Consider the following 25,685-nt stretch of genomic DNA (forward strand, 5'->3'; position numbering starts at 1 on the left):
GCTCCGCTGGGTTGGGTCCTAGTCCTGGAGTCCCTTGTCCTTCCGGATGAGCTCTACAAAACGGTCGAAGAGATAGACGGCGTCGTGGGGACCGGGGGCCGCCTCGGGATGATACTGGACGCTGAAGGCGGGTACCTCCAGATGCTCCATGCCCTCCAGCGTGTTGTCGTTCAGGTTGATGTGGGTCAGGCGGACCGGCACGTTCTTCATGGACTCCAAGTCCACGCAGAAGCCGTGGTTCTGACTCGTGACCTCCACGCGCCCGGTGGTCAGGTCCTTGACCGGCTGGTTGGCGCCGCGATGGCCGAACTTGAGCTTGAAGGTGCGTCCTCCCAGGGCCAGTCCCATGAGCTGGTGGCCCAGGCAGATGCCGAACAGGGGTTTCTTTCCCAAGAGGTTTCGCACCGTCTCGATGCCGTAGGTCACCGCCGCCGGATCCCCCGGCCCGTTGGAAAGGAAGATCCCGTCCGGGTCAGAGGCCAGGATCTCTTCGGGCGTCGCCGTGGCGGGAAAGACCAGTACCTGGCAGCCGGAACGCTCCAGGTTCCGAAGGATGTTGTACTTGACTCCGAAGTCCATGGCGGCCACCCGGAACCCCGGATGGTCTTCCCGCCACGCCGCTTCGGGCTGCGGTCCGTTTTCCCAACGGTAGGGCCGGGCGCAGGTGACCTTCCGGACCATGTCCACGCCGGTGAGTCCGGGAAAGGCGCGCACCTGATCCAAGAGCTCCTGAACGTTATCCGTGTCCGTGGCGATCACGCCCCGCATGGCTCCCGCCAGGCGGATGTGCCGTGTCAGACGGCGGGTGTCGATGCCTTCGATGCCCAGAACTCCGTGCTCTTCCAGGAACCGAGCCAGGGGCTTGCGGCTTCGCCAGTTGCTGGGAAAGTCCTGATATTCCTTTACGATGAAGGCCTCCACCTGGATGGCGGCCGATTCCATGTCCTCGTCGTTGATTCCGTAGTTGCCCGTGAGGGGATAAGTCATGGTGACGATCTGTCCCTTGTAGGACGGATCGGTGAGGACTTCCTGGTAGCCGGTCATGGCCGTGTTGAAGACCACTTCTCCCAGGGCGCGGCCTTGTTCGGCCGAAGCGAACGCATAGCCTCTAAAAACCGTGCCGTCCTCCAGGACCAGCAGGGCGCGGGGGCGTTTCCATGGAGCCGTCATGCGTACCTCTCGATCGGAATGGGTTGCCGTTTCGTCGCAGGTTCAAAATCACGCAATTGTAACGATAAATGCGGCCAGTGCAAGCGGGATGGGGTGGGAAGCGGAAAGCCTGCAATCACAGCAGCGTGAAAGAACGCAGGACTTCCGCCAGTTCCTTGTCCTTTTCGGCGAGTTTCCGGAGGGCGTCCAGGAGCTTGCGGAGTCTTTCCGCATCGTCTTCCAGCGGCCTGATGCGTGTTTCGAAAGGCCGGATCATGGTCCTGCGGTCCCACAGGGCAAAGCCGATCACGGCCGCCGTAATCGCCGTAAAAGCCCCGATAATTCCCACCATGAGATGCACTATCGAGCCCATGTGTTCGCTGAACTGCTCGAAGCGTTTGTCTATCTGCTCGAAGCGCTTATCTACTTGTTCGAAGCGTTTGTTCACGTCCTCCCGAAGATCTCCGATCCGCTGGTCCACATCCATGCGCATTTCCTCAAACCGCATGTTCATGTCCCGGCGGAGATCTTCAAAGCGCTTGTCCGTCTGATGCATGAAGGTGGTAAGGACCGCTTCCAGACGAAGGAGGCGCTCCCGGTCCTCTTGGGTGAATCCCGGCTCCTGTGCTCCGGCGGGGATCACTCCCCACGCCAGGCACACGAACGCCCAGACAAAGACCACGAAAGAACACCGGGTTGTCACCGTCCACCTCCTGCCGAGTCGGCCATGACGCGCGCGATCTCTACACTTATAACGCTCGCGCTGCATCTCATCAACCGACTTGCCCACCGTCCCGCCGTCGTTCCCTCGGGGTAATTGGGATCCGCGAATGAAGGCGGACAAAATCGAGCGAACCTATTGGGACTCGCTCTTTCATCCATGGGGGCGCCTTGCCATGACCGGTCGGCGGATCAGGCCCCGAGGCGCTCTTCCAGCCGCTTCAGGTCTTCCGGGGTGTCCACCCCCACCGTCTCGCGGGGCGAAAGGCCCACCCGAATGGTGTATCCGTGCTCCAGGGCCCTCAGTTGTTCCAGCTTTTCCGCCTGTTCCAGCGCAGTGGGAGTCAGTTGGGTAAAGCGGCAGAGGAATTCCTTCCGGTAGGCGTACATGCCCAGATGCTTCAGGAAGGCTGTCGGCTCGTTTGCCTCGTCCCTCCGATGCGGAATGGGGGCGCGCGAAAAATAGAGGGCGTTTCCGTGCGCGTTCCGAACCACCTTGACCACGTTGGGATCTGCGTACTCATCCGCCGAGTTGGACGGAAAAGCGAGGGTGGCCATGGGCGGGGCGGGCGGGCGGCTCGCTTCCGCGATCAGAGCTTCGATCATCTCGGGCGTTACGTCCGGCTCGTCCCCCTGGATGTTCACCACCAGGTCGTCCTCCTGGAGGCCCAGTATGTCCGCGGCTTCCGCCAACCGATCCGTTCCGCTGGGATGATCCGCCCTAGTCAGCACCACTTCGCCTCCGAAGGAAGATACCGCTTCCCGGATGCGTTCGTCGTCGGTGGCCACCACCACGCGGTCCAGATCCTGGCACTGGCGAACCCGCTCGTAGACTCTCTGGATCATCGGTTTTCCCAGCAGGAGGGCCAGGGGTTTGCCCGGGAAACGGGTGGATGCATAGCGGGCGGGGATAATCGCCACAACGGCCATTGAAAACCTCCACGAAATCCGTTCCTTTTGATAGGGTGAAGAAATGTATGAAAGCCGACCTTATCATCATGGAGCTCGGTTGGAAAGATCGTGAGAGTACGGAGGTATCTTCAAAATGGAAAAAGGATGGTGGGTGGTCCGGATTTCCTGCGATCCGGCGTGGACGGACGAGCTGGCGGGAGCCCTTGCCGGGATGTTCCAAGGCGGTGTGGAAATCCGTGACAACGAGCTGGTGCTCTACCTTTCGCCCCAAACCCACGGGGCCGGATGGCGGGAGAACCTGGAGCGGTTTCTCGGCCATTGGGCCGAAACCCTGGGCCTGCCCGTAAGACCCGATGTGCAGGTGGACTTTTGCCCCGACCAGGACTGGAACGCCCGTTGGAAGGAAGCCTTCAAGCCTCTTCGGGTGGGGAGGCGGTTCGTTGTGGCTCCCACCTGGGAAACCTACCATCCCGACCCCGGAGACCGGGTTCTGTGGATCGACCCCGGCCGGGCCTTCGGAACGGGACATCACGAAACTACGCGCCTTTGCCTTCGATGGCTGGAAGACGTGTGCGACCGGGGCGATGCGCAGGGGCCCCTCAGCCTTCTGGACGTGGGAACCGGTTCGGGAATCCTGGCCATGGGAGCGGCACTGCTGGGATGCCGACCCGTGGTGGCCGTGGACAACGACCCGGAAGCCGTCGAAGTGGCCCGGGAGAACCTGGCGGCCAACCCGACGGCCGACGTGGCCTTGATGCTCGGCTCGGTGGAAGACGTGGAAGGGGATTTCGACCTGGTGGTGGCCAACATTCAGGCGGATCCCCTCATCGCTATGGCGCCGCGGCTGGCGGCCAAGGTGAGAAAAGGGGGGCGCCTGGCTTTGAGCGGCATCCTGGGGGAACAGGCGCAAAGGGTGTTGGACGCCTACGAAGCCCTGGGTTTGGGGGGCCGGGATCGTCGGGACGACGGGGAATGGTGCCTGCTGGAGCTCAGCAGGCGTGGATAAACTCCGCTCCTGCCCAACAGGTTCGTTTGCCTTCGCAAGGGCGGGCTTTATGCCCGTCACACCGTACGGGGCCGAGGAGTCATCATTTTGTAGGAAAGTCTCTATAACGAGCCATATCCACGAGACTTTCATTCTTTGTTGTCTCGCGCCGCGTGATGGGGGTTCATCCGAAAGGCTACCTCGTCCCGTTCGTGAAAGGGGAATGTAGGGGTCATTCGCCCCTCCAGGAGCCTGCCTCTCAAAGGCGCGTTTCGTCCTTCGTTGTCACGGGGCCAACGTGAGGGGGTTAGGGAAAAAGAAAACGGACAAGGAACATGAATGGGCGGCTGCGGCATGGACGGAGTGTTATCATGGCGGGCGTCGGGAGGCTTCTCAGGCGTATTTCGGACTGGATCCTTCCTCCGGTGTGTGCCGGGTGTGGTGCCGCCTGCGAAGACTTTGCCGCGGCGGGGTGGTGCCGACCCTGTCTGGGCCGAATCCGCCTTGTGGCCTCTCCCCTGTGTCCCGGCTGCGGGCGCCCCTTTCCGGCCACGGCAGCCATGCCGGATCACCTCTGCGGCGAGTGCCTGCAGGGGCACTTCCATTTCGATCGGGCACGCTCGGCGGCCCTGTACGAAGAGGCGGTCCGCAAGGGTGTCCTGGAACTCAAGTTTCATGGAAGCCTCCCCTGGGCCGAAGCCCTGGCCGGGCTGATCCTGTTCAACCCCGAAACTCGGCAGATTCTCCTGGAAGCGGACCTTCTGGTGCCCGTACCCCTTCACACGCACAGGCTGCGACAGCGCGGCTTCAATCAATCGTCCGTGCTTGCGGGAAGACTCGCCCGGAAGACGGGCCGGAAGGTAGAGAGAGTCCTGCTAAGGCACCGTAGGACCCGGCCCCAGACCCGCCTCTCCCGCGAAGAAAGGCTGGGAAACGTGCGGGGAGCCTTCCGGGCCGCTTCTGTGCACTTGGTGGATGGGAAGAAGGTGGTCCTCATCGATGACGTCTTCACCACCGGGACCACCTTGAGCGAATGCGCCCGGATACTCAAACGGGCGGGGGCGGCTTCCATTGCCGCCGTGACGGCGGCCCGGGCCGCCCCGCCGTAAAGTGGACGGAAAAAACATGAAGACGGAACCTCGAACGTTTCAGAACCGAAAAGGGGTGAATCTCTCCGCCCGCCTGGACACTCCCTCCCGGGGTCGGCTCAAGGCGGCGGTCCTTTTTGCCCATTGCTTCACCTGCTCCAAGAATCTGGGCGTGGCGGTGCATCTTTCCAAGATGCTGACGGATGCCGGCTATGGCGTCTTTCGGTTCGACTTCACGGGACTGGGCGAAAGCGGCGGGGATTTTGCCGGAACCGGCTTCGTTTCCCACGTGGACGACGTGGTGGATGCCGCCCGTTTTATGGGAGAGGAAGGGCTTCCGCCCGCGCTGCTCGTCGGCCATTCCCTGGGCGGGGCGGCGGGGCTGCAGGCTGCTCGGTTTGTGGAATCCTGCCGCGCCGTGGCCGTGATCGGAGCGCCCTACAGCCCCAACCACGTGACCCGGCTGTTCGCCGGCGTTTCGGAGACCATCGAAAGGGAGGGGACGGCGGAAATCGTACTGGCTGGCCGGCGGATTCGGATCGGCAAGCCGTTCCTGGAGCAAATGGATGAAGAGGCCGTGGCGAAAAACCTGGCCGACTTGGGAAAGGCCCTGCTGATTCTTCATTCGCCCACGGACCAGGTGGTGGGGATCGGAAACGCCGAAAGGATCTTCAAGGCGGCTCGCCATCCAAAAAGTTTTGTGTCCCTGGATTCGGCGGATCATTTGCTTTCCAGGAAAGAAGATGCCCGCTATGCCGGCCGGGTCCTCGCCGCCTGGGCGGAGCGGTATTTGGGGTGAGGAGTGACGGGTGATGGGTGACGAGTGATGGGTGATGGGGGTGGTTCGGGGAATGTCGCTTTTCACTCGCCGGAGCCTTGAAGAAAGAGAGAAGCCTAATCTGAGCGATTTTTTCTTCGGGTGTCTCTTACACCGCGTGATTAGCGGGCGGGGATAAACCCCGCCCGTACCCAATGGGTCCGGGGCTTTTTGTAGGGGCGGGCTTTACGCCCGCCCTTCAGGAGCTGTCCATTAGAAAGAACCGTCCAATTCAGGAGAAGGTTAGGGCGTGCAATCTATGCGCAATCCCCCCGGCCCCCCTCTGAAAAAGGGGAAGAATCAATTCGCGGACCACGAATTACGAACCACGAATCACGGCTAACGGATTACGGATTACGGCTAACGGATCACGGATCACGAAAAAGGGAGGCGCACCATGGCGGAGCAGACGGTACGGACGAAAAACATCGGCCTTCGCGGCATCACGGTAGCCGACACCAAGATCAGTTACATCGACGGAGAACGGGGGGTTCTCATCTACCGAGGGTACAAGATCGAAGATCTGGCCCGTAATTCCACCTTTCCCGAGACGGCCTATCTCCTGCTCCACGAATTCCTGCCCACTTCCCAAGAGCTGGAATCCTTTGAGGCAAAGATTCGAGAGTTTCGGGATCTGCCCGCCTTCGTGATCGAGGCCATGAAAACATGGCCCCGTGAGGCGCACCCCATGGATGCGCTCCAGGCGTCCATACCCCTCTTGGCCATGGCGGACCCGGACCTGGCCGACGAAACTCGAGAAGGCAACGTGGCCAAGGCGATCCGTCTGATCGCCCGGGTTCCCGCGGTGGTGGCCGCCTGGCACCGGATCCGCAGGGGCCTGGAGCTGCCGCCGCCCGACGACGCGTTGACCCATGCCGGAAACTTCCTGTGGCAGGTCTTTGGCAAAAAGCCGGATGAAGAGACGGCGCGCGTCATGGATGTTTGCCTCATCCTCCACGCGGACCACACCTTCAACGCCTCCACCTTCGCATGCCGGGAAGTGGTGTCCACCCGAGCCCACATGTACGCCGGGGTGGCGGCCGGCGTGGGGGCGCTTTCCGGGGAGCTGCACGGTGGTGCCAACGCCCGGGTCATGGAGATGCTCCAAAAGATCGATCGGGACGGCGTGACGGACATCGCCGCCTGGGTCCGGGAGCGTCTGGACCGCAAGGAACGGATCATGGGCATGGGCCATGCCGTTTACAAGACGCTGGATCCACGGGCCCGGATCCTCAAGGAGTTGGCGTTCCAGCTGGGCGAAAAGACGGGTCAGAAGAAGTGGCCCGAGATGACGGAGGCCATCGAAAGAGCGGCCATGGAGGAACTTCAGCGGCGGGGCAAGACGGGCATCCAACCCAACGTGGACTTTTACAGCGCGTCCGTGTATCACATCCTGGGCTTTCCGGGCGATCTCATGACCTGCATTTTCGCGGTGTCTCGCATCGCCGGCTGGTGCGCGCACATCATCGAGGAAAAGTTCGGAGAGGCCCAGGGAAAGCCCGCCCTGTATCGGCCCAAGGCCGAATACGTGGGCGACTATTGCGGGCGCATGGATTGCGAATACGTCCCGCCGGAAAAACGGGCCAAATGAAGCGGACGCAGTAAGAGCCCAGGGCCGAAGAGCCCGGAAGGAGTGGAAAAATTTTGGAGGCCTTTTCGTCGTTGGGAGTGGGATGCGGATTGCTGGCAGCGCTCAGTTGGGGAAGTTCGGATTTCAGCGGCGGGGTGGCGTCCCGGAGGATCAGCTCCTTTCAGGCCTTGATTCTGGGAACCGTGGCGGCCCTGGTCGTCTTGGTTTCTTGTGCGTGGCTCTATGGGGAATCCTTTCCCGTCATGAAGGACACCTTGTGGGCCTTTGCCGCGGGATCCCTGGGAGCCCTCGGGATCGCCGCCCTCTATCACGGCCTGGCCATCGGCAGTGCCGCCGTGGTGGCTCCCAGCAGCGCCGTGGTGGGCGCCCTGTTCCCCGTGATCTTCGGAACCTTTCTGGAAGGGGCGCCCGGCGGCAAAACCTATGCGGGCTTTGTGCTGGGGGGGCTGGGGATCTGGCTTGTGGCGCGAACGGCCGCCAACGGAGAAGGCCTGGGCTTGAAAGGCTTGGGGGCCGGGCTGGCCGCGGGGGTCGGGTTCGGAAGCTACTTCGTCTGTATCGCCCAGGCGGATTCCTCGGGCCTTTTTGCGCCGCTGGTGGTGGCCAAGGCCGCCTCGCTCCTCCTGGGCCTCGTCATGGTGGTGCTGCTTCGCCAGGGGATTCCTTCCCCGTCCAAGAGCCCGGCGGCTCTCCTGGCGGGAGTCCTGGATGCGGGCGGGAACGTCTTTTACATGATGGCCCAACAATATTCCCGGCTGGACGTGGCGGCCGTGCTCACGTCCATGTATCCGGCGGCCACGGTGGTCCTGGCCGCCGTGCTTCTCAAGGAGCGGGTGTCGGGGTCCCAGTGGCTGGGAGTGGCCTTGTGCCTGGGAGCGGTTTCCCTCATCGCTTCATGACCCCCGGCGGCTGGCTGTTTCCACACTGCCCACTGGCAGCTTTTCCGACAAGGTTCTTCCGGCTCATGAGGCAAGGGAATTTTCGTTCACTTCGTAGCCGCGGGGCTTCAGCCCCGCGGGAAAGTGCCGTCTGAACCCCATGACATCATGGGCAGCAAGCCTTATGGCCCAGCAAAGTTCGGGGGGCTTCCGCAGCCCTAAAGGGCTGCGCTACAGGTCGTAGGCGGCGGCCGTCCCGGGAACGAAACCGGCTGCCACCGCAAGGAGAAGCGCAAGGCCTATCATCCGGATCCGAAGGAATTTGCTGGGCGACTTTTCCATGGAATGTGCTCCTTTCGGTTATTCCGCAGGAACGAGGGTAGCTCCAATCAACACCTGTGGGAGCGGCGAAAGCCGCGAAAAGGAGCCGGCCATTCCGCGGAGGTGCGGTCAGCCCGAGCTCGTCGCGCCCGGCGGCGCTCCCGCAAAAGGACCTCAACAGGCCCCCCGCCATTACGCATCAAGGGGAAGCCGATCGGCGGGTCTTGGCCGCTTCGATGGCTTCCAGGAGCGAATCCACCCGGGGCTTGGGGGCCTTGGAAAAGGCAGCGTCCCACTCTTCCGGGGTGAGCAGACGGCGAAGCACCGCTTCGGCATGGAACCTGTGTTGCCAGCAGGCCGGCGTTCGAGAACAAGGAAGATTTCCGTTCTCCCGGCGGCAGTAGCCGAAGGAAACCTGATGGCCCAGCTTGGGGCATCGCGCCTCCAGAGCGTCCAGTTTTTCCATCAATTGTTCAAATGTCATGCGGCATCCCCCATAACCGGGTGGAGAAGGGGGCCTCTCGCGGAGATCGCGGAGGGTGAAACGGTCTCTCACAGAGATCGCGGAGGGCACGGAGGGCTCCCGGCGAGGCTGGACCCGTAGGGGCGAATCAGCATTCGCCCCTACAGCCACGTCGTGGGAATGCCGAGAGGCGCCATGAGCCCGCGACCGGTCGTTACGGCTTGGGAAATGCCTCCGTGCTGGCCAGTGCCCGCTGGATCTCCTCGTCGGGAAGTTCGTAACGGGTGAGCTTGCCCGACAGGAAGGCGTCGTAGCTCGCCAGATCCACGTAGCCGTGGCCGCTCCAATTGAAAAGAATCACCTTTTCCTTCCCTTCCTCCTTGGCCCGCAGGGCTTCCTGCACCACGGCGGCGATGGCGTGGGTCGTTTCGGGAGCCGGAATGAAGCCTTCCGCGCGGGCCCACTGCACCCCGGCCGTGAACGTTTCGATCTGATCGAAGGCCCGGGCTTCGATGAGTCTTTCTTCCAGGAGATGACTCACGATGGGGGCCATGCCGTGGTAGCGAAGGCCTCCGGCGTGGATGGGAGCCGGCACGAAGTCGTGGCCCAGGGTGTGCATGGGAAGCAGCGGGGTGGTCATGGCCGTGTCGCCGAAGTCGTAGCGGAAGGGACCCCGGGTGAGGGTGGGACAGCTGGTGGGTTCGGCGGCCACCACTGTCACGTCCTTGCCGTGGATCTTATCGCGCACGAAGGGCAGGCACAGCCCGGCGAAGTTGGATCCGCCCCCGGCGCATCCCAGCACCACGTCGGGGTAGAGCCCCAGCTTTTCCATCTGTTTTTGGGCTTCCAGCCCGATGATGGTCTGGTGGAGCAGCACGTGGTTCAGGACGCTTCCCAGGGAATAGCGGGCTTCGGGGTCGCCCACGGCGTCTTCGATGGCTTCGCTGATGGCGATCCCCAGGCTGCCGGGAGAGTCGGGATCCTGGGCCAGGATCTTCCTGCCGGCTTCCGTGCGGTTGCTGGGGCTGGGGATGCACTCGGCGCCCCACGTCTGCATCATCAAACGCCGATAGGGCTTCTGGTTGTAGCTCACCTTCACCATATAGACGCGGCATTCCAGCCCGAACATCTGGCAGGCCATGCTCAGAGCGCTTCCCCACTGGCCCGCTCCCGTTTCCGTGGCCAGGCGCTTGATCCCGAAGATCTTGTTGTAGTAGGCCTGAGCCACGGCCGTGTTGGGCTTGTGGGATCCCGGGGGGCTCACGCCCTCGTTCTTATAGAAAATCTTGGCGGGCGTTCCCAGGGCCTTTTCCAGGTTCCGGGCCCGATAGAGGGGCGTGGGCCGCCAGATGGCATACTTTTCCAAAACCGGTTCGGGGATTTCGATCCACCGGTCCGTGGACATTTCCTGCTCGATCAGGTTCATGGGAAAGACGGGCGCCAGGTCTTCCGGCTTTACGGGCTCACCCGTGGCCGGGTGCAGGGGTGGGCGCATGGGGGTGGGCAGGTCGGCCAGAATGTTGTACCACTGGCGGGGCATCTCCGATTCGTCCAGAAAAACCTTAATCTGTTCCATGTCTCCTCCTTTGATCCGTTTCTATCGATCCGGCTTGACAAAAAAGGCCGCGGGGCTTTCACCCCGCGGCCTTTTTTGTCGAAACGAAAGAACCGTGGGGGATCCGCCTCACCCACGGTTCTTGTTGCCTTATCGGAAGGGCTTACCGGTGGGCAGGCTCACATCCAAGCCTGCCACCACCACATCCCATTCGGGACGCGCCCACACGCTGCCATTCTAGATCCATGTTTCATGTAGACTCTCCACGCACTACGATCATCCAAGATACCTGCTACCACAGCCCGGAACCCGTTGTCAAAGGCAATTGCCACGCCGATCCAGCGCCCCCCTCTTTCCAAAAGACGGGGCGTCCAAGAACGTGCTTCTCCCCCATCCCTCATCACCCGTCACCCGTCACTCATCACTCATCACTCATCACTCATCACTCACCCGGGCGGCGGCGTCCAGGATTCCCGTCTCGCGCAGCCATTCCAGGCCGGGTGCCGCCAGAAAGTAGCCGTTGACCAGGTCTTGCTTGTTGTAGGTGATTTCCCTGCCCGCAGGGTCCACCACCACGCCGCCGGCGGCCGCCACCACGGCGTGTCCGGCTCCCGTATCCCATTCCCAGGTGGGGCCGAACCGGGGATAGAAATCCGCTTCGCCGGCGGCCACGGCGCAGAACTTGAGTGCGCTTCCCCGCGGCAGCCTTTCGTGGGGGGGGAGGAGGTTGAAGAAGGATTCCATGGCCGGCGTGGGATGGGATCGGGTGGCCACGACGACCAGCGGCCTATCCGGTTCGGGCGCCTTGATCTTCAGCGGCCGTGTTTCCCTGCCCGCCTTTTCGAAGGCGCCGGTTTCCACGTCGCCCACGAACAACCGGTCCGCATCGGGCACGTACACTATGCCGAAGACGGGGGCGCCGTCTTCGATCAGCGCCACGTTGATGGTGAATTCTCCGTTTCTCTTGATGAACTCCTTGGTGCCGTCCAGGGGATCCACCAGCCAGAAGCGTTTCCAACCCTTGCGGATTTCGTAGGTGATGCTTTTTCCTTCCTCGGAAAGGACGGGAATATCCGGGGTGATCCGCTCCAATCCTGTACTCAGGATCTCGTGGGATTTCCGGTCGGCCAGGGTGAGCGGCGTACGGTCCTCCTTGGTGGTGACGGCGAAGTCCGATCGGTAGATTTCCAGGATGGCGGTTCCGGCTTCCCGGACCAGCATTTCCAAGTCCTCGGCAAATGGGCGCATGGGAGTTTTCCTCTCTTTCTCATTTCCCTGTTGCATGGGGGACATGCCCTGTGCTATGGAACCTCGGTTCAACCCAAACCGCACATTCCGCGAACCTTTTGGTGCCTGAGCCGCCGGGGCCGGGTGCATCGCGGGATGGAGGGCAAACCAGAAGGAGGTTTTTGTATGTCGGTTGTTACCATGAAGCAGCTTCTTGAAGCCGGTGTCCATTTCGGGCACCAGACCCGCCGCTGGAACCCCAAGATGAAACCCTACATCTTCGGGGCCCGCAACGGAATCTACATTATCGACCTGCAGCGCACGGTCAAGCTTTTCCGGACGGCCTACAAGTTCGTGGTGGACGTGACGGCGGCCGGGGAAAACGTCCTTTTCGTGGGAACCAAGCGCCAGGCCCAGGACACGATCCGGGAACAGGCCGAGCGGTGCGGCATGTTTTATGTCAATCACCGCTGGCTGGGCGGCATGCTCACCAATTTCAAGACCATCAAGCTCCGCATCGACCGCCTCAAAGAGCTGGACGCCATGTTCGAAGACGGCAGTGTCAACCGTTTCCCCAAAAAGGAAGTGCTGCGCCTGGCCCGCGAACGGGAAAAGCTGGAACGGAATCTGGGCGGCATCAAGAACATGACCCGCCTTCCCGGCGCGGTCTACGTGGTGGACCCGCAAAAGGAAAAGATCGCCGTGGCCGAGGCCAATCGCCTGGGAATCCCGGTGGTGGCCATTATTGACACCAACTGCGATCCGGACGTGATCGACTATCCCATCCCCGGCAACGACGACGCCATCCGGGCCATTAAGCTCATTACCACCCGTATCGCCGATGCCTGTGTGGAAGGGCGCCAGCAGTTTGAAGAGTCCCGTCAGGCCGCCGGCGACAAGGAACCGGAAGGACTGGAAGAAGTGCCTGCAGGCAAGCTGCTCCAGGAAGAGGAAGGCGGCCCCGAGGTGGAAATCGTCAACCCGGTGGAGGCGGCTCCGGCTCCCGAGGCGGCACCCCGGGATGCCGAGTAATCAGCAGAATTTGCTACAACCTGAAGGAATACCCGGCGGCGGATGCACCATCCGCCGTTGGTGTGAAAAGGGACAAGGAGGAGACCGTTGGAAATTACAGCTGCCATGGTTCGGGAACTGCGTGAAAAGACCAATGCCGGCATGATGGACTGCAAGAAAGCCCTGCAGGAGACCGGTGGGGACATGGAAAAGGCCGTGGACCTGCTCCGCAAGAAGGGGCTGGCCACCGCCATGAAACGCGCCGGCAAGGAAGCCAGCGAAGGCGCCGTGCAGGCCTACATCCATGCGGGCGGCAAGATCGGCGTGCTGGTGGAGGTAAACTGCGAAACCGATTTCGCGGCGCGAAGCGAAGACTTCCAGACCTTCGTGAAGGACGTGGCCATGCAGATCGCCGCCACCAACCCCCTGGGCATTACCCGCGAGGACGTGCCCCAGGACGTGGTGGAGCGGGAGCGCGCCATTTTCGTGGAGCAGGCCAAGGAGTCGGGCAAGCCGGATCATATCGTGGAAAAAATGGTGGAAGGCCGCTTGCGCAAGTTCTATGAGGAAAACGTCCTGATGGAACAGGCCTTCGTCAAGGATCCGGACAAGACCATCGAGGACTACCTGAACGAGCTGGTGGCCAAGACGGGCGAACGCATCGTGATCCGCCGCTTCGTGCGCTACCAGTTGGGCGCTTAGGAACTTGCCCGGGAACGCCGCGGATGATCTCTTTTCTCGTAGCTGCGAAGGAGTCCCACGCCGTCGGCTAGGCCATCGCATACGGCTTGCGCCTTCAAGGGGTTACCATGATCCTTCTCCGCGGGGCTGAAGCCCCGCGGCTACGGAAAGAGCGGCCATAGCCCGGGCTCTTGTGTCGGAGAGCCATGGTCGGACATGCTCTTGGCGGGCGGTCCGGGAACGGGTGTGGGAGCGGCGTGAGCCGTGATTCTGTGCTTGCCTGACGGAAGGAAGGATGCTTTGCTGTGGCCAAAGATGCCCCGATTTACCGCCGTGTGCTGCTTAAGCTGAGCGGCGAGGCCCTGATGGGCGACGGCAACTACGGAATCGAGCCCCGCGTGATCGAAGAGATCGCCGAAGAGATCGCCCAGGTGCACCACCTGGGCGTGGAAATGGCGCTGGTGATCGGGGGCGGCAACATCTTCCGCGGCGTATCCGCCGCGTCCAAGGGCATGGACCGGGCCACGGCCGACTACATGGGCATGCTGGCCACGGTGATGAACGCCCTGGCTCTGCAACAGGCCCTGGAAAAGCGCGGCGTGACCACGCGGGTCCAGTCGGCCATCGATATGAAGGAAGTGGCCGAGCCCTATATCCGTCGCCGTGCCATCCGCCACCTGGAAAAGGGACGGATCGTCATCTTCGCCGCCGGGACGGGGCTTCCATTTTTCACCACCGATACGGCGGCGGCGCTGCGGGCGGTGGAGATTGGAGCCTCGGTGCTGCTGAAGGCCACCAAGGTGGACGGCGTCTACGATTCGGATCCCATGAAGGATTCCAAGGCCCGAAAATACGACCGGGTGACCTTCACCGAAGTGTTGCAAAAGAATCTCAAGGTCATGGATGCCACCGCCATCTCCATGGCCCGGGATCATAACCTTCCGGTGATTGTCTTCAATTTGAGAAAGAGCGGAAACATCCGCAAGGTGATCATGGGGAAAACCGTGGGAACGTTGGTGGAGGGAGGTGCCGATGCTGAATGACGTCTACGCGGATGCAAGAGACAGGATGCAGAAAGCCCTCGGCAACCTGGACAAGGAGTTCAAACGCCTGAGGACGGGGCGGGCCTCCGTGGCCTTGGTGGACGGCATCAAGGTCGAATATTACGGGACTCCCACGCCCCTCAACCAACTGGCCACGCTCACCATTCCCGAACCGCGCACCATCATGATCCAGCCGTGGGACCAGAGCTGCATCGGTGAGGTGGAAAAGGCCATCCTGAAGTCCGAACTGGGGCTCACCCCCATGAACGACGGGAAGGTGATCCGCATCAACGTGCCACCTCTCACCGAAGAACGGCGCAGGGAGCTGGTCAAGCTCGTGAAGAAGATGGCCGAAGAGGCCAAGGTGGCGGTCCGCAACATCCGCCGCGATGCCAACGAGATGATCAAGGACCTGAAGAAAGAGAAAGAGATCTCCGAGGACGAGCAGTTCAAGGGCCAGGAAGAGGTCCAGAAGATCACGGACGAGTTCATCAAGAAGATCGATGAGCTGAGCGCGGCCAAGGAAAAAGAGATCCTCGAGATCTAAGAAGATGCCATGGATCGTCTTGACCCGAACCGACTGCCCCGCCACGTGGCCATCATCATGGATGGCAACGGCCGCTGGGCCCAAAAGCGGCTCCTCAACCGGGTGGCTGGCCACGAGGAGGGGGCGGAATCCGTCCGGGCCGTCATCGAAACCGCCCGCCGCATCGGCATCCCCCATCTGACCCTCTACGCCTTTTCCAAGGAGAACTGGCAGAGGCCCAAGCATGAGGTGCAGGCGCTCTGGCAGCTTCTCCGCCGCTTTATCCGTTCCGAACGGCCCAAGCTGCTGGAAAACAGGATCCGCGTGCGCCATTTCGGCGACCCGGAAGGGATTCCGGAAGACGTGTACGCCGAATTTGCATCCCTGATCCGGGAAACGGCCGGATTCGACAAGCTCACCGTCAACTTGGCCTTGAACTACGGCGGGCGCCAGGAGATTCTGCGGGCCGCCGCGCTCTTCGCCGAGGACGTGCGGGCCGGCCGATGCAACCCTTCGGATCTGACCCAAGAAGCCTTCGAAAAGCACCTCTTCACCGCCGATACGCCGGAATTGGATCTGCTCATCCGCACCAGCGGCGAGTGCCGAGTGAGCAACTTCCTGCTGTGGCAGCTGGCCTATGCGGAGATCTACATCACCGAAACCCTCTGGCCGGACTTTCGGGAGCCGCAATTCATCGAGGCGCTGTTGGACTATCAAAGGCGGGAGCGGCGGTTCGGAAAAACCAGCGAACAACTGCGATCCTCAATTCCTCCCAACTCCTAATCCTTCAATTGTCGAATGGGGCGGCGATGTCTCAATGGAGTTCACATGCCAAGCGATGGGTGACGGGGCTGGGTTTGGCCGTGCCGCTCATCGCCCTGCTGGCGTACGGGCCCCTGTGGCTGTGGGCCGCCGCGGTGACCGCGGCGGCCTGCGTGGGCCTGTGGGAATACGAAAACATGGCGCAGGAAGGGACGGTCCCCAAAGAGTGGCTGGTCTTCAGCCTGGGCACGGGGGCCCTCTTTCCCGTGGCCGCTTACGCCCTGGGATCTTCGGGGCTGCTGGCGGCGGCTGCGGTGAGCGTGTTCCTGATGCTCTTTGCCCATCTGGCCCGCCCTCCTCTCTCCCGACCCGCTCTGGTTCGGGGCATGATCAGCTTGGGCGGCTGGACCTATGTTTGCTTCTTGTTGAGTTTCGTCCTGCTGCTGGGGGCGCTGCCCCACGGGAGGGCCTGGGTCTTCTACGTTCTGGTGGTGATCGTGGCCGGCGATACGGGCGCGTTCTACACGGGCCGGAGGTTCGGCCGAAGGAAGCTCTACGAGGCGGTGAGTCCCAAGAAAACCATCGAGGGATCCATGGGAGGGCTGGCGGCCGCCATGTTTGTGGGAACGCTGTTCGGGCTCGCGTTCCTGCGGGAGAGCGGCGCTGCGGTTTTCCACTTTCTGTTTCTTTCCGCAGTGGTGGAACTGGTGGGCCAGGTGGGGGACTTGATGGAGTCCCTTCTCAAGCGCATGGCCGGCGTGAAGGATTCCAGCAACCTGCTCCCGGGCCACGGTGGGCTGCTGGACAGGTTGGACAGCCTGCTTTTCGCCTTTCCCATCACTTGGTTTTTTGCCGAAAGGCTTTAAAAAGAAAAGAGCCGCGGATGAACGCGAATGGACGCCAAGAAGTCTTTTATGTTTTCATGCCTGCGGGGTGGCGTGCCTCGCCATGAGCGTTAATATGAAACGCGCTCTCGTCCCGTTCGCGCCCGCGGCTTGTAGGGGCGAATAATCATTCGCCCCTACAGGGGCTTGCTTCCCAAAGGTGCGTTTCATCCTTCGTTGTCACGGGTCCTCCATGATGGGGGCTGATATGAGTCGGTGTGAAGAAGTCTTGCGCAGATGCAGGTGACATGAAAAGGCTGAGCATTCTCGGAAGTACCGGGTCCATCGGAGTCAGCACCCTGGAGGTGGTGCGCCAATTTCCCGACAGGTTCCAGGTGGTGGGCCTGGCCGCCGGGCGCAATGTGCGGCTTCTGGCGGACCAGATCCGATCCTTCCGGCCCCGTTGCGCGGCCGTTCTGGACGAAAAGGCGGTGGAGAATCTGGAAAACCTTCTGGGACCGGACGATCCCCGCCCGGAGATCGTGTGGGGAGAGGAAGGGTACCGCCGCGTGGCCACCCTGGAGTCCGCCCGCATGGTGGTGTCCGCCATCGTGGGGGCTGCCGGACTGCTGCCCACCTTGGCGGCCATCGAGGCGGGAAAGGACGTCGCCCTGGCCAACAAGGAAACGCTGGTCATCGCCGGCCAGGTGGTCATGGAACGGGTGGAACGCCGGGGGGTGCATCTCCTTCCCGTGGACAGCGAGCACAGCGCCATCTTCCAGGCCCTGCAGGGCAATTCCCGAAAGGCGCTCAAACGGATCCTGCTCACGGCTTCCGGCGGCCCGTTCTTCGGAAGCACCGCCCAGAGGCTGGAATCGGTGACCCCGGAAGCGGCTCTGCGACACCCCAACTGGGCCATGGGCCCCAAGATCACCATCGATTCGGCCACCCTCATGAACAAGGGGCTGGAGGTCATCGAGGCGCACTGGCTGTTTCAGGTACCCGTGGAAGCCATCCACGTGCACATCCATCCGGAAAGCATCGTCCACTCCATGGTGGAATACGTGGACGGGTCGGTCATTGCCCAGTTGGGCGTGCCGGACATGAAAATTCCCATCGCCTATGCGTTGTCTTATCCCGATCGGCTTCCGGTGTCGGCCCCGGCGCTCGATCTGTTCGACCTGGGGACCCTGACCTTCCATCGGCCGGACCCGGAGGCCTTCCCGTGCCTGCGGTTGGCCTACGAAGCGGCCGGCACCGGGGGAACCCTGCCGGCCGTGCTCAATGCGGCCAACGAGGTGGCCGTTCAGGCCTTTCTGGAAGGGGCCTTGGGATTCATGGACATCCCACGGCTCATCGAGGAGGTGATGGGCATCCACCAGGTGGAGCCGGCCGACAGCGTGGAAAGAATCCTGAGCGCCGACGGCTGGGCGCGGGAAAAGGCGCGGGAATTCGTGGTTGGGAGAGCGTGCAATCGTCGCGCCCAGGCCCTATAGTAGGACGATCAACCAACCGATACCTGTGGGAGCGCCGCAAGGCGCGATGATCCGGCGGGTGCGAGTGTTTCGAAGAAGGAGGACTTTGTTTTGCTGACCACGATCCTGTCCACAGCCGTGGTGCTGGGGGTTTTGATCTTCGTCCACGAACTGGGGCACTTCCTGGTGGCCCGGAGGGCCGGAGTGACCGTGCTGCGCTTTTCCCTGGGGTTCGGTCCCCGGGTGTTCGGCATCCGCCGGGGTGAGACCGACTACTGCGTGTCGCTGGTGCCGTTGGGCGGCTACGTGAAGATGCTGGGAGAAGATCCCGAAGAGGAAGTGGCGGAGGCGGAGAAGGAGCGAAGCTTTTCCCACCAGCCGGTCAAAAAGCGCCTCGCCATCGTGCTGGCGGGCCCGCTTTCCAACGTGATCCTGGCCGTGGCCCTTTTCGCCGTGGTCTTCGGGGTTTTCGGCCTGCCCCATCTCACCACGGAAATCGGTACCGTCACTCCGGATTCCCCCGCCGCCGAGGCGGGGCTGCAGCCCGGCGACAAGGTGCTTTCCATCAACGGAAGGGAGCTGGCGGACTGGGACGCCCTGTCTGAGACGATCCAGCAGGAAGGCCTGGGACCGCTGGACGTGGTGGTGGAGCGGGAAGGCGAGGTGCTGCACTTCCGGGTGACGCCGCAGGTCCGGGAAGTGAAGAACATCTTCGGCGAACCGATCCAGCGGCCCATCATCGGGATCACGGCTTCGGGCTCCTACGAGGTGGAGCGGGTCAATCCCTTCCTGGCGCTCTATTACAGCCTGGGACAGACCTGGACGTTGAGCAAGCTCTTCTTTCTGACCATCGTGAAGCTGATCCAGAGGGTGCTCCCCATGGAAACACTGGGCGGTCCCATCCTGATCGCCCAGATGGCGGGACAGCAGGCCCAGGAAGGCCTCATGAACTTTCTCCACTTCATGGGGCTCATCAGCATCAACCTGGCCATCCTGAACCTGCTGCCCATCCCGGTTCTGGACGGCGGACACATCTTCTTCTTCCTGCTGGAAGCCCTGCTGGGGCGCCCCATCAGCGTGCGGAAGATGGAGATGGCTCAGAAGGTGGGGTTGTTCGTTCTGATCCTGCTCATGGTGTTCGTCTTCTACAACGACATCATGCGCCTCCTGCCCAAGGGCCAGGGAATTCCAATGCCGTAGACTGTCAGGGAGGGACCGGGCGCATGAAAATCCTGGCGGTGGACACGTCCACCACATCCGGCAGCGTGGCCCTGTGCACGGAAGACCGCGTGGTGGCCGAGTGGACCCTGGTGTCCGCCCGGACGCACAACCGGAGGCTTCTTGCGGGCGTGGACCGCATCCTGGCCGACGCCGGCTGGGATCTGGAGGAGGTGGACGCCTTCGCTGTCACGGTGGGTCCCGGCAGCTTCACCGGCATTCGCATCGGTTTGAGCACCCTGAAGGCCATGGCGTGGGCCCTGGGAAAGCCGCTCTACGGGGTTTCCACCCTGGAGGCCTTGGCCGAGCCGCTTGCGACCGCTTCCCTCCCGGTCTGTCCCATGGTGGATGCCCGCAAAAAGGAGATCTACGCGGCGCTCTACCGGCCCGGCGCACCGGGGGTGCTCAGCGAGGAGCGCCCCGCCGCGGTGTTCGCCCCCGAGGCGGTGGCCCAATGGGTGAACGAACCTGTTTTCGTCTGCGGAGATGGGTGGCTGCAGTATCGATCCCGACTGCGGGAGATTCTCGGGGACAAGCTGGTGGACCCGGGCCCGGGCTATCACGGAATCCGGGCCGGGAACGTGGGCCGGATCGCTTTGCGGAAAATGGCGGCGGGAGCCCCCTCGGATCCGGTGGACCTCGTTCCCAGCTATATCCGCCCGTCGGAAGCGGAAATCAACAACCCCCACCTGGCCCGTTCCCTTGCTTGACAGACTGGCTCCGTTGATGCATTCGAGACGACGTTCAGGCGGGATGGCTCGCAGATCGGTGTGCGGCTGGCGGCGCATCCTTCGCCACCCGCGGTTTCCCCTCACCTTCCTGGCGAGAAATCTGGCCCTGCTGATCCGTGAAGATCGGACTCCGGTGCCGGTTCGGCTGAAAAAGGTGTATCTTGCGGGCGTGGTTTGCCAGAGAGCCGGCTGGTTTGCCCATCTGATGAACGAACTGAACGGAAGGACCGGGGACGCACAAGGAACGCAAAGCGGCGTTCCTTCCGGCCGGGAAAGGGAAGACATCGAATCCTACTGCGAGCATTGCGGATTGTGCTGCGAGATCGCCGGCGGATATCCGGATTTTTCCGGCACCCCCCCACTCCCGGACGCATGGCAAGAGCTCTTTCAAAACGGCCTGGGGCCGGGACACCGGTTCTGCCCGTTCCTTCTGGAAGACAGGACCCGCGGCCGAAGCGGCTGCGCCATCCATCCCCGGCGGCCCAATCCGTGCCGCATCTTCGAAGCGGACGAATGCCGGGTGCTCAAAGACGATGTGGAGGCGGAACGCGCATCGGGGCACGCTTTCCCGCCCATGACGCGGCGAGCCGTCAGCCGCCTCCTGCTGTGATGAAACGGGGCCTAGGAGGCCGTCCGAAAACGTCGCGGGTGATCTCTTTCCTCGTAGCGCAGCCCTTAAGGGCTGCGGAAGGACCCCCGAACGTTGGATGGGCCGTCGCGTATTTCCTGTCGCTTCATGAAGTTGCGATGGCCCTTTCCGCGGGGCTGAAGCCCCGCGGCTACGAAAAGAGGGGCCACAGCCCGGGCTCTTGTCTCGGCGAGCCATTGTCGGACAGGCTCTAGGGGCCTTGAGCATGGCCCGAATCTCCGTCAGTCCAGCGGGCGCGAAGCCCGCCCCTGGAAAGGCGCATGGAGCCCCCGGGTTGGAGCGGGGTTTATTCCCGCCCGCCGGTCCGGCGGTAACAATGCGGCACGAACGATCCGTGGGAGCGGCGAAAGCCGCGAAACGGGCCGCCGGCCGTTCCATGGCGACACCCGGCTCACCGCGCCTTGCGGCGCTCCCACAGGGCGGACAGCGCCTGGGTGCAGGTTCTTTCATGCATGATGGGCTGTGCCCGGACGACCAGGACCATTGGGTTGTCGTTTCAAATCCCACACGATGGAAGGAAGAACCGGATCGGTCGGGATTGTGATGACGGTTTGTGACAGTGTGAAGCGAAACCCGGGGCGTCTCGACGCCCCGGTCGGTTTGGAGAAATAAACCATGTCCGTTGTTGCCATCGTGGGACGGCCCAACGTGGGCAAGTCCACCCTTTTCAACAGGATCTGCAGGAGACGCCACGCCCTGGTGGACGACTTCCCCGGCGTGACCCGGGACCGCCTGTCGGCTCCCGTGGAATACGAAGGAAGACGCTTCATCCTCATGGATACGGGAGGATACCTGAGCGGCGACGCCACCACGTTTGCGGAACAGACCCGCCGTCAGGTGCTCCTGGCCCTGGACGAAGCGGATGCCATCATCTTCTTGGCCGATGCCAAAGCGGGCCTGCATCCCGGGGATGAAGAGCTGGTGCATCTCCTGCGGCGCTCCCAAAAGCCGGTCTTTTACGCCGTGAACAAGGTGGACGGGCGGGAGCAGGAAGTGCATGCCGCGGAGTTCTTCGGCCTGGGGCTGGATCGGATCTACAGCGTGAGTGCGGCCCATGGCTACGGGGTGCGGGAGCTTCTGGATGACGTGGTGGCTTCTCTTCCCGAAGAGTGGGAGGATGACCAGGATGATCCGGATCCACCCGTTCGGGTTTCCGTGGTGGGGCGCCCCAACGCCGGCAAATCCACGCTGGTCAATGCCCTTCTGGGCGAACAGCGGGTGATCGTCAGTCCCATCCCGGGAACGACCCGGGACGCGGTGGACACCCCGCTGGAAGCGGGAGGACGACGCTTTGTGCTCATCGACACCGCGGGCATCCGGCGAAAGGGCAAGACCCGGGAGAAGCTGGAAAAACTAAGCGTCATCAAGGCGCTGGACAGCATCGACCGAAGCCACGTGGCCGTGCTGGTCCTGGACGCCGTGGAGGGGGTGACCGACCAGGATCTGCACATCGGGGGCTACATTCAGGAAAAGGGGCGGGGCTGCGTGATCGCGGTGAACAAGTGGGACGCCTTCGAAAAGGATCCCAAAAGAATCCGCCTCTTCATGCAGGATCTTCGGGATCGGTTCCGTTTTCTCCCCTTTGCGCCCATTCTCACCATCAGCGCCCTGAAGGGTAAGCGCATTTCCCGGCTGCTTCCCACGGTCCTGGAGGTCTTCGGCCAATATAACCTGCGGGTGAATACCGGGACGGTGAACCGGGTCCTCGCGGAAGCCCTGGAAAAGCACGAGCCGCCCCTGGTGTCCGGCAGGCGCCTCAAGTTCTACTACGCCACCCAGCCGTCCACCCGTCCACCCACCTTCGTGCTCTTTTGCAACTACCCGGACAAGGTGCACTTTTCCTACCAAAGATTTCTCACCAACCAGTTCCGGGAGGCCTTCGGGATGGACAAGACCCCCCTTCGACTTCTGTTCCGGGAACGGTCCAGGCGCGGAGAGGATCACTCATGAGGGGCCGAAGAACCGATTTGTGGGCGCGCCCGAAACGGCGCTGGGGCCGTCGGGTTCTCCCTCTGGTCGTTCTGGCGGCGTTGGGCTGGTGGTGGCTGATGCCGGAATCGCCTGCACCCCCCGATGGAACCCATGAGCCGCTCTCAACGGTCCCGCCGTCCCAGGAAAATTCTGTTCCCAAGGCGGTGGTAGGCCCTGAAGCGACGCAGGAGAAGCCGGAGCCGGTTTCCCAGCGGAAGAAGATCGTTGCGGTCTTGCCCTTGAGCGGCCCCTTCGCCGGGCAGGGACGGATGCTTCGTCACGGCATGCAACTGGCCGTGAAGGAGGCGCCTCCGGACGGAATCCCCAAGCTGGAGTTCCTGGACGGATGGGGGGGGGACCCGGCCTTCCGCGACAAGCTGGGCGAGATGGTGCAGGATCCGGCGGTCTATGCCCTGCTGGTTCACCTTCCTCTGGACCGGCTGGAAGAGGTGTCCTCCCGGGCCGCCCGGGCAGGGGTCCTGGTGGTGTCCGTGGCCAACACCCACCAGAAACTGGCAAGGGATGGACGGGTGCTGCCCTTCCTGGGTTCCGACGAGGCGGAGGCGCGCGAGACGGCGCGCCTGATCGGCGCCCGTTACGGCAAGAGCCCCGTCACCATCCTGGAGGAAGAAAGCCCGTACGGGACCTTCTTTTCTTCCCATTTCCGGGATGAAGCGGGAAAGGTCGGCCTTTCCGTGCATCGCCTGGTCCTGACTCCGGGGACCCTCCCGCCTGAAGACGTGCTGAAGAGCTCGAAGAAGATCATGCTTGCCGGATCCCCCGCCTGGGCGGCGGATATCGTGGCGGCCCTGGAATCGGCCGGGTACAGGGGCCTTTACTTCGTGCCGCACACCTTCGCCGCGGATTATGCGCGGGATCTTCTGGCGGGAGCCGTGGATCGGGTTCGCTTCGTCCTTCCCATGGAGTGGCGCCCCGGCACCGCATCCGACACGGCGTTTCGTGAAGCCTACCGGAGAGCCTACTGGAAGGAACCCGGGTGGCTGGCTCTGGTGGGTTACGACTGCGCCCGCTGGATCACCGATCTCGTCCGGCGCACCACCCAATCGCGACGGGAGTTTTCCGCCAAGCTTCTATCGGGGGAACCGACGGCCCCCTCCGGCACATGGGTGGGGGGGTCCTTTCAGCTCGACGAGGGAGGCAACGTGAGGCGCACCTACAGCCTGGCGGCCCTGAAAAACGGGGTCCTGGCCCCCATAGATCAATGATTCCGAAGCCTTGGAATGTCCGAGAAGTCGGGAATTGCGCCTTGACACACCCGGGGGATCGTGTTAGGAAACCCCGGTCTTTGCCAAGGCGGGACCATCGGAACGCATGGGCCGTTAACTCAGTTGGTAGAGTATCTGCCTTTTAAGCAGAGAGTCGCTGGTTCGAGTCCAGCACGGCCCACCAACCCAATCATCATCCAACCGGTCTCTTCGGAGGCCGGTTTTTTGTTGCCGGCGTTTTGGGTTCAAGAACGGTTCATCGACTGCCGATAGATCTCTTGAGGGGAGGTCCACGCACGGGGGCGAATCCTGGTGGAAGCCCCGCGGGAGGATGCCATGCCGGTGATTCTGGTTGCGGACGATGAAAAGCGCTACTTGGACCTATTGAGAAAGCTGTTGGAGCCGCTGGGCTACGAAGTCGTCACGGCGGAAGACGGTCTGGACGCGTGGCGTCGTGTCCGGGAAAATCCTCCGGATCTCATTCTGTTGGACCTGGCCATGCCGGGTTTGGACGGCTTGGAAGTCCTTCGCCGCGTGAAAGCCGACGCGGTGGTGAAGCATATCCCGGTGGTCATGGTGACCGGGATGGACGACAGCCGCACGCGGGTGGAAGCTCTGGAGGAGGGAGCGGACGACTTTCTGAGCAAGCCCTTCGATTATGCAGAATTGCGGGCCCGGGTGCGCTCCCTTCTCAAGGTGAAGGCCTACCACGACCACCTGCGGCGCTACAACCTGCGGCTTGAAAAGACCGTGGAAGAACGCACCCGGGAGCTCCGGGAAGCTCTGGAGCACCTCAAGGCGGTGAGCGAGGAAACGATCCTCCGCCTGTGCCGGGCGGCGGAATACAGGGATGAAGAAACCGGCATGCACATATGGAGAATGAGTCGCTACAGCGCCGCGGTGGCCGAGGCCATGGGCCTGGGATCCGACTTCGTGGAAAGTATGCTTCACGCCGCCCCCATGCACGACATCGGTAAGATCGGCATTCCGGATCATATCCTGCTGAAACCGGGCCGGCTCACCGACCATGAGCGGGAAATCATGAAAAAGCACACCCTGATCGGCGCCAGGATCCTGGAAGGGGGCCGCACGGCCTATGTCCGCATGGGGGAGGTGATCGCCCTGACACACCACGAGAAATGGAACGGAACCGGCTACCCGCGGGGACTGAAAGGAAACGAGATCCCCCTGGAAGGGCGTATCGTGGCCGTGGCGGACGTCTTCGACGCCCTCACATCGCGCCGGCCCTACAAGGAACCCTACTCATTGGAAAAATCGTTGGAAGTGATCGGTCGTGAACGGGGTGGCCATTTCGACCCGGAAGTCGTGGACGCCTTTTTCCGTGCGCTGGACCGCATCCGGTCCATCCGTGAAGAGTTTGACGACCGCCGCGCGCAACTTATGCCCTCGCAGGTGTCCGCCGGATTCCAGTGGGGGGACGCCTTCATTCCCTATTGGGAGGATGCAGCCGCGGGGCTTCAGCCCGGCGGGAAAGGGCCGACGCAACCCCTTGAGATGGCAGGCGGTACTCAATGGCCTAACCCAAGTTTGTCACTTTTGTGTGTAAGTTACTGATTTTGTTGTAGAGTGCTTTCAAATTCTACACTACAAATTTTTCATTCGATGACGGTCAGCCTCCTTAATGGCCGTACCGGGAGCCCGAGAGCATTGTAAATTTTCACGTGAACCGGTTCCGGCTCGGACGTGTGTCGTATGTGAATGACCTGCCCTTTGTCATTGACCATGCTGGTGGTCACCCGCACTTGGCCACTCAGATGCGTTCGCAAGGTGGCCCAGTGGTGACGAATTCCGCTTTCGCGAAGCGTCCTCTGGATGACGCACAGCAGATGGTAAGCAAGGAC

The 25,685-nt window shown here is 62.4% G+C and carries 24 protein-coding genes, 1 tRNA gene and 1 pseudogene; 19 read left to right on the forward strand and 7 right to left on the reverse strand.

Annotated features, from left to right (window positions below):
* Positions 1 to 18: 18 nt before the first annotated feature.
* The 3 genes from carA to kdsB all read right to left on the reverse strand — a co-directional run bounded on the left by carA (position 19) and on the right by kdsB (position 2,799).
* Entirely contained in the window at positions 19 to 1,170 is a 1,152-nt protein-coding gene (gene carA / locus BUB04_RS10590; RefSeq protein WP_073039136.1) for a glutamine-hydrolyzing carbamoyl-phosphate synthase small subunit, read from the reverse strand.
* A 115-nt stretch (positions 1,171 to 1,285) separates the two neighbouring features.
* Positions 1,286 to 1,852 carry a hypothetical protein gene (locus tag BUB04_RS10595; protein WP_218588428.1) on the reverse strand — a complete coding sequence of 189 codons (567 nt, stop codon included), beginning with the start codon at positions 1,850 to 1,852 and terminating at the stop codon, positions 1,286 to 1,288.
* 209 nt (positions 1,853 to 2,061) lie between these two features.
* The gene (kdsB, locus tag BUB04_RS10600) at positions 2,062 to 2,799 is read right to left on the reverse strand and encodes a 3-deoxy-manno-octulosonate cytidylyltransferase (RefSeq protein WP_073039138.1); all 738 of its coding nucleotides are present in this window, start codon (positions 2,797 to 2,799) and stop codon (positions 2,062 to 2,064) included.
* A gap of 115 nt (positions 2,800 to 2,914) precedes the next feature.
* Between kdsB and prmA the strand changes: the two genes are divergently transcribed.
* The 5 genes from prmA (at position 2,915) to BUB04_RS10625 (ending at position 8,161) form a co-directional block, all read left to right on the forward strand.
* On the forward strand, positions 2,915 to 3,787 hold the full coding sequence (gene prmA / locus BUB04_RS10605; RefSeq protein WP_073039140.1) for a 50S ribosomal protein L11 methyltransferase: 873 nt from the start codon (positions 2,915 to 2,917) through the stop codon (positions 3,785 to 3,787).
* A 350-nt stretch (positions 3,788 to 4,137) separates the two neighbouring features.
* Complete coding sequence (locus BUB04_RS10610; protein ID WP_073039142.1) at positions 4,138 to 4,875, forward strand: ComFC family protein; 738 nt, start codon at positions 4,138 to 4,140, stop codon at positions 4,873 to 4,875.
* 16 nt (positions 4,876 to 4,891) lie between these two features.
* Complete coding sequence (locus tag BUB04_RS10615) at positions 4,892 to 5,653, forward strand: alpha/beta hydrolase family protein (protein ID WP_073039143.1); 762 nt, start codon at positions 4,892 to 4,894, stop codon at positions 5,651 to 5,653.
* 415 nt (positions 5,654 to 6,068) lie between these two features.
* Entirely contained in the window at positions 6,069 to 7,262 is a 1,194-nt protein-coding gene (locus BUB04_RS10620; RefSeq protein WP_073039145.1) for a citrate synthase, read from the forward strand.
* 77 nt (positions 7,263 to 7,339) lie between these two features.
* Positions 7,340 to 8,161: a DMT family transporter gene (locus BUB04_RS10625; RefSeq protein WP_245795170.1), complete on the forward strand. Its 822-nt coding sequence runs from the start codon at positions 7,340 to 7,342 to the stop codon at positions 8,159 to 8,161.
* A gap of 499 nt (positions 8,162 to 8,660) precedes the next feature.
* On the opposite strand, the gene BUB04_RS10630 is transcribed toward BUB04_RS10625, so the two are convergent.
* The 3 genes from BUB04_RS10630 to cysQ form a co-directional block, all read right to left on the reverse strand.
* Positions 8,661 to 8,945 (reverse strand): hypothetical protein, encoded by a 285-nt coding sequence (locus BUB04_RS10630; RefSeq protein WP_218588429.1) that lies wholly within the window; start codon positions 8,943 to 8,945, stop codon positions 8,661 to 8,663.
* A gap of 193 nt (positions 8,946 to 9,138) precedes the next feature.
* Positions 9,139 to 10,500: a TrpB-like pyridoxal phosphate-dependent enzyme gene (locus tag BUB04_RS10635; RefSeq protein ID WP_073039149.1), complete on the reverse strand. Its 1,362-nt coding sequence runs from the start codon at positions 10,498 to 10,500 to the stop codon at positions 9,139 to 9,141.
* A 414-nt stretch (positions 10,501 to 10,914) separates the two neighbouring features.
* Complete coding sequence (gene cysQ / locus BUB04_RS10640) at positions 10,915 to 11,727, reverse strand: 3'(2'),5'-bisphosphate nucleotidase CysQ (protein WP_073039151.1); 813 nt, start codon at positions 11,725 to 11,727, stop codon at positions 10,915 to 10,917.
* Positions 11,728 to 11,892: 165 nt separating this feature from the next.
* Between cysQ and rpsB the strand changes: the two genes are divergently transcribed.
* From rpsB to BUB04_RS10710, 14 genes are all read left to right on the forward strand, one after another.
* Positions 11,893 to 12,738, forward strand: a complete 846-nt coding sequence (gene rpsB, locus BUB04_RS10645; protein ID WP_073039153.1) for a 30S ribosomal protein S2 — start codon at positions 11,893 to 11,895, stop codon at positions 12,736 to 12,738.
* Positions 12,739 to 12,825: 87 nt separating this feature from the next.
* Complete coding sequence (tsf, locus tag BUB04_RS10650) at positions 12,826 to 13,419, forward strand: translation elongation factor Ts (protein ID WP_245795167.1); 594 nt, start codon at positions 12,826 to 12,828, stop codon at positions 13,417 to 13,419.
* Between the two features lie 284 nt (positions 13,420 to 13,703).
* Positions 13,704 to 14,441: a UMP kinase gene (gene pyrH, locus BUB04_RS10655; protein WP_073039156.1), complete on the forward strand. Its 738-nt coding sequence runs from the start codon at positions 13,704 to 13,706 to the stop codon at positions 14,439 to 14,441.
* Positions 14,431 to 14,988, forward strand: coding sequence for a ribosome recycling factor (frr, locus tag BUB04_RS10660; protein ID WP_073039158.1), 558 nt, complete (start codon positions 14,431 to 14,433; stop codon positions 14,986 to 14,988). Before pyrH ends, frr begins: the two co-directional genes overlap by 11 nt.
* 9 nt (positions 14,989 to 14,997) lie before the next feature.
* Positions 14,998 to 15,750: an undecaprenyl pyrophosphate synthase gene (gene uppS, locus BUB04_RS10665; RefSeq protein WP_073039160.1), complete on the forward strand. Its 753-nt coding sequence runs from the start codon at positions 14,998 to 15,000 to the stop codon at positions 15,748 to 15,750.
* Positions 15,751 to 15,776: 26 nt separating this feature from the next.
* A complete protein-coding gene (locus BUB04_RS10670; RefSeq protein ID WP_073039162.1) occupies positions 15,777 to 16,595 on the forward strand; it encodes a phosphatidate cytidylyltransferase in 819 nt (272 codons plus the stop codon).
* Between the two features lie 266 nt (positions 16,596 to 16,861).
* On the forward strand, positions 16,862 to 18,049 hold the full coding sequence (locus BUB04_RS10675) for a 1-deoxy-D-xylulose-5-phosphate reductoisomerase (RefSeq protein ID WP_073039164.1): 1,188 nt from the start codon (positions 16,862 to 16,864) through the stop codon (positions 18,047 to 18,049).
* A 90-nt stretch (positions 18,050 to 18,139) separates the two neighbouring features.
* On the forward strand, positions 18,140 to 19,228 hold the full coding sequence (gene rseP, locus BUB04_RS10680) for an RIP metalloprotease RseP (RefSeq protein ID WP_245795168.1): 1,089 nt from the start codon (positions 18,140 to 18,142) through the stop codon (positions 19,226 to 19,228).
* Positions 19,229 to 19,251: 23 nt separating this feature from the next.
* Entirely contained in the window at positions 19,252 to 19,956 is a 705-nt protein-coding gene (gene tsaB, locus BUB04_RS10685) for a tRNA (adenosine(37)-N6)-threonylcarbamoyltransferase complex dimerization subunit type 1 TsaB (RefSeq protein WP_073039166.1), read from the forward strand.
* Between the two features lie 43 nt (positions 19,957 to 19,999).
* A complete protein-coding gene (locus BUB04_RS10690) occupies positions 20,000 to 20,587 on the forward strand; it encodes a YkgJ family cysteine cluster protein (RefSeq protein ID WP_178371968.1) in 588 nt (195 codons plus the stop codon).
* A 654-nt stretch (positions 20,588 to 21,241) separates the two neighbouring features.
* On the forward strand, positions 21,242 to 22,576 hold the full coding sequence (gene der / locus BUB04_RS10695) for a ribosome biogenesis GTPase Der (protein ID WP_073039170.1): 1,335 nt from the start codon (positions 21,242 to 21,244) through the stop codon (positions 22,574 to 22,576).
* Complete coding sequence (locus BUB04_RS10700) at positions 22,573 to 23,823, forward strand: ABC transporter substrate-binding protein (protein ID WP_073039172.1); 1,251 nt, start codon at positions 22,573 to 22,575, stop codon at positions 23,821 to 23,823. The genes der and BUB04_RS10700 overlap by 4 nt, the downstream gene beginning before the upstream one ends.
* Before the next feature lie 108 nt (positions 23,824 to 23,931).
* Positions 23,932 to 24,007: transfer RNA gene (locus tag BUB04_RS10705), tRNA-Lys, on the forward strand.
* Between the two features lie 152 nt (positions 24,008 to 24,159).
* Positions 24,160 to 25,398, forward strand: a complete 1,239-nt coding sequence (locus BUB04_RS10710) for a response regulator (protein WP_084076403.1) — start codon at positions 24,160 to 24,162, stop codon at positions 25,396 to 25,398.
* Between the two features lie 41 nt (positions 25,399 to 25,439).
* On the opposite strand, the pseudogene BUB04_RS19355 reads toward BUB04_RS10710, so the two are convergent.
* Positions 25,440 to 25,685, reverse strand: a pseudogene (locus BUB04_RS19355) (IS1634 family transposase); the annotation flags it as partial.

The organism is Desulfacinum infernum DSM 9756, from assembly GCF_900129305.1.
Taxonomy (GTDB): domain Bacteria; phylum Desulfobacterota; class Syntrophobacteria; order Syntrophobacterales; family DSM-9756; genus Desulfacinum; species Desulfacinum infernum.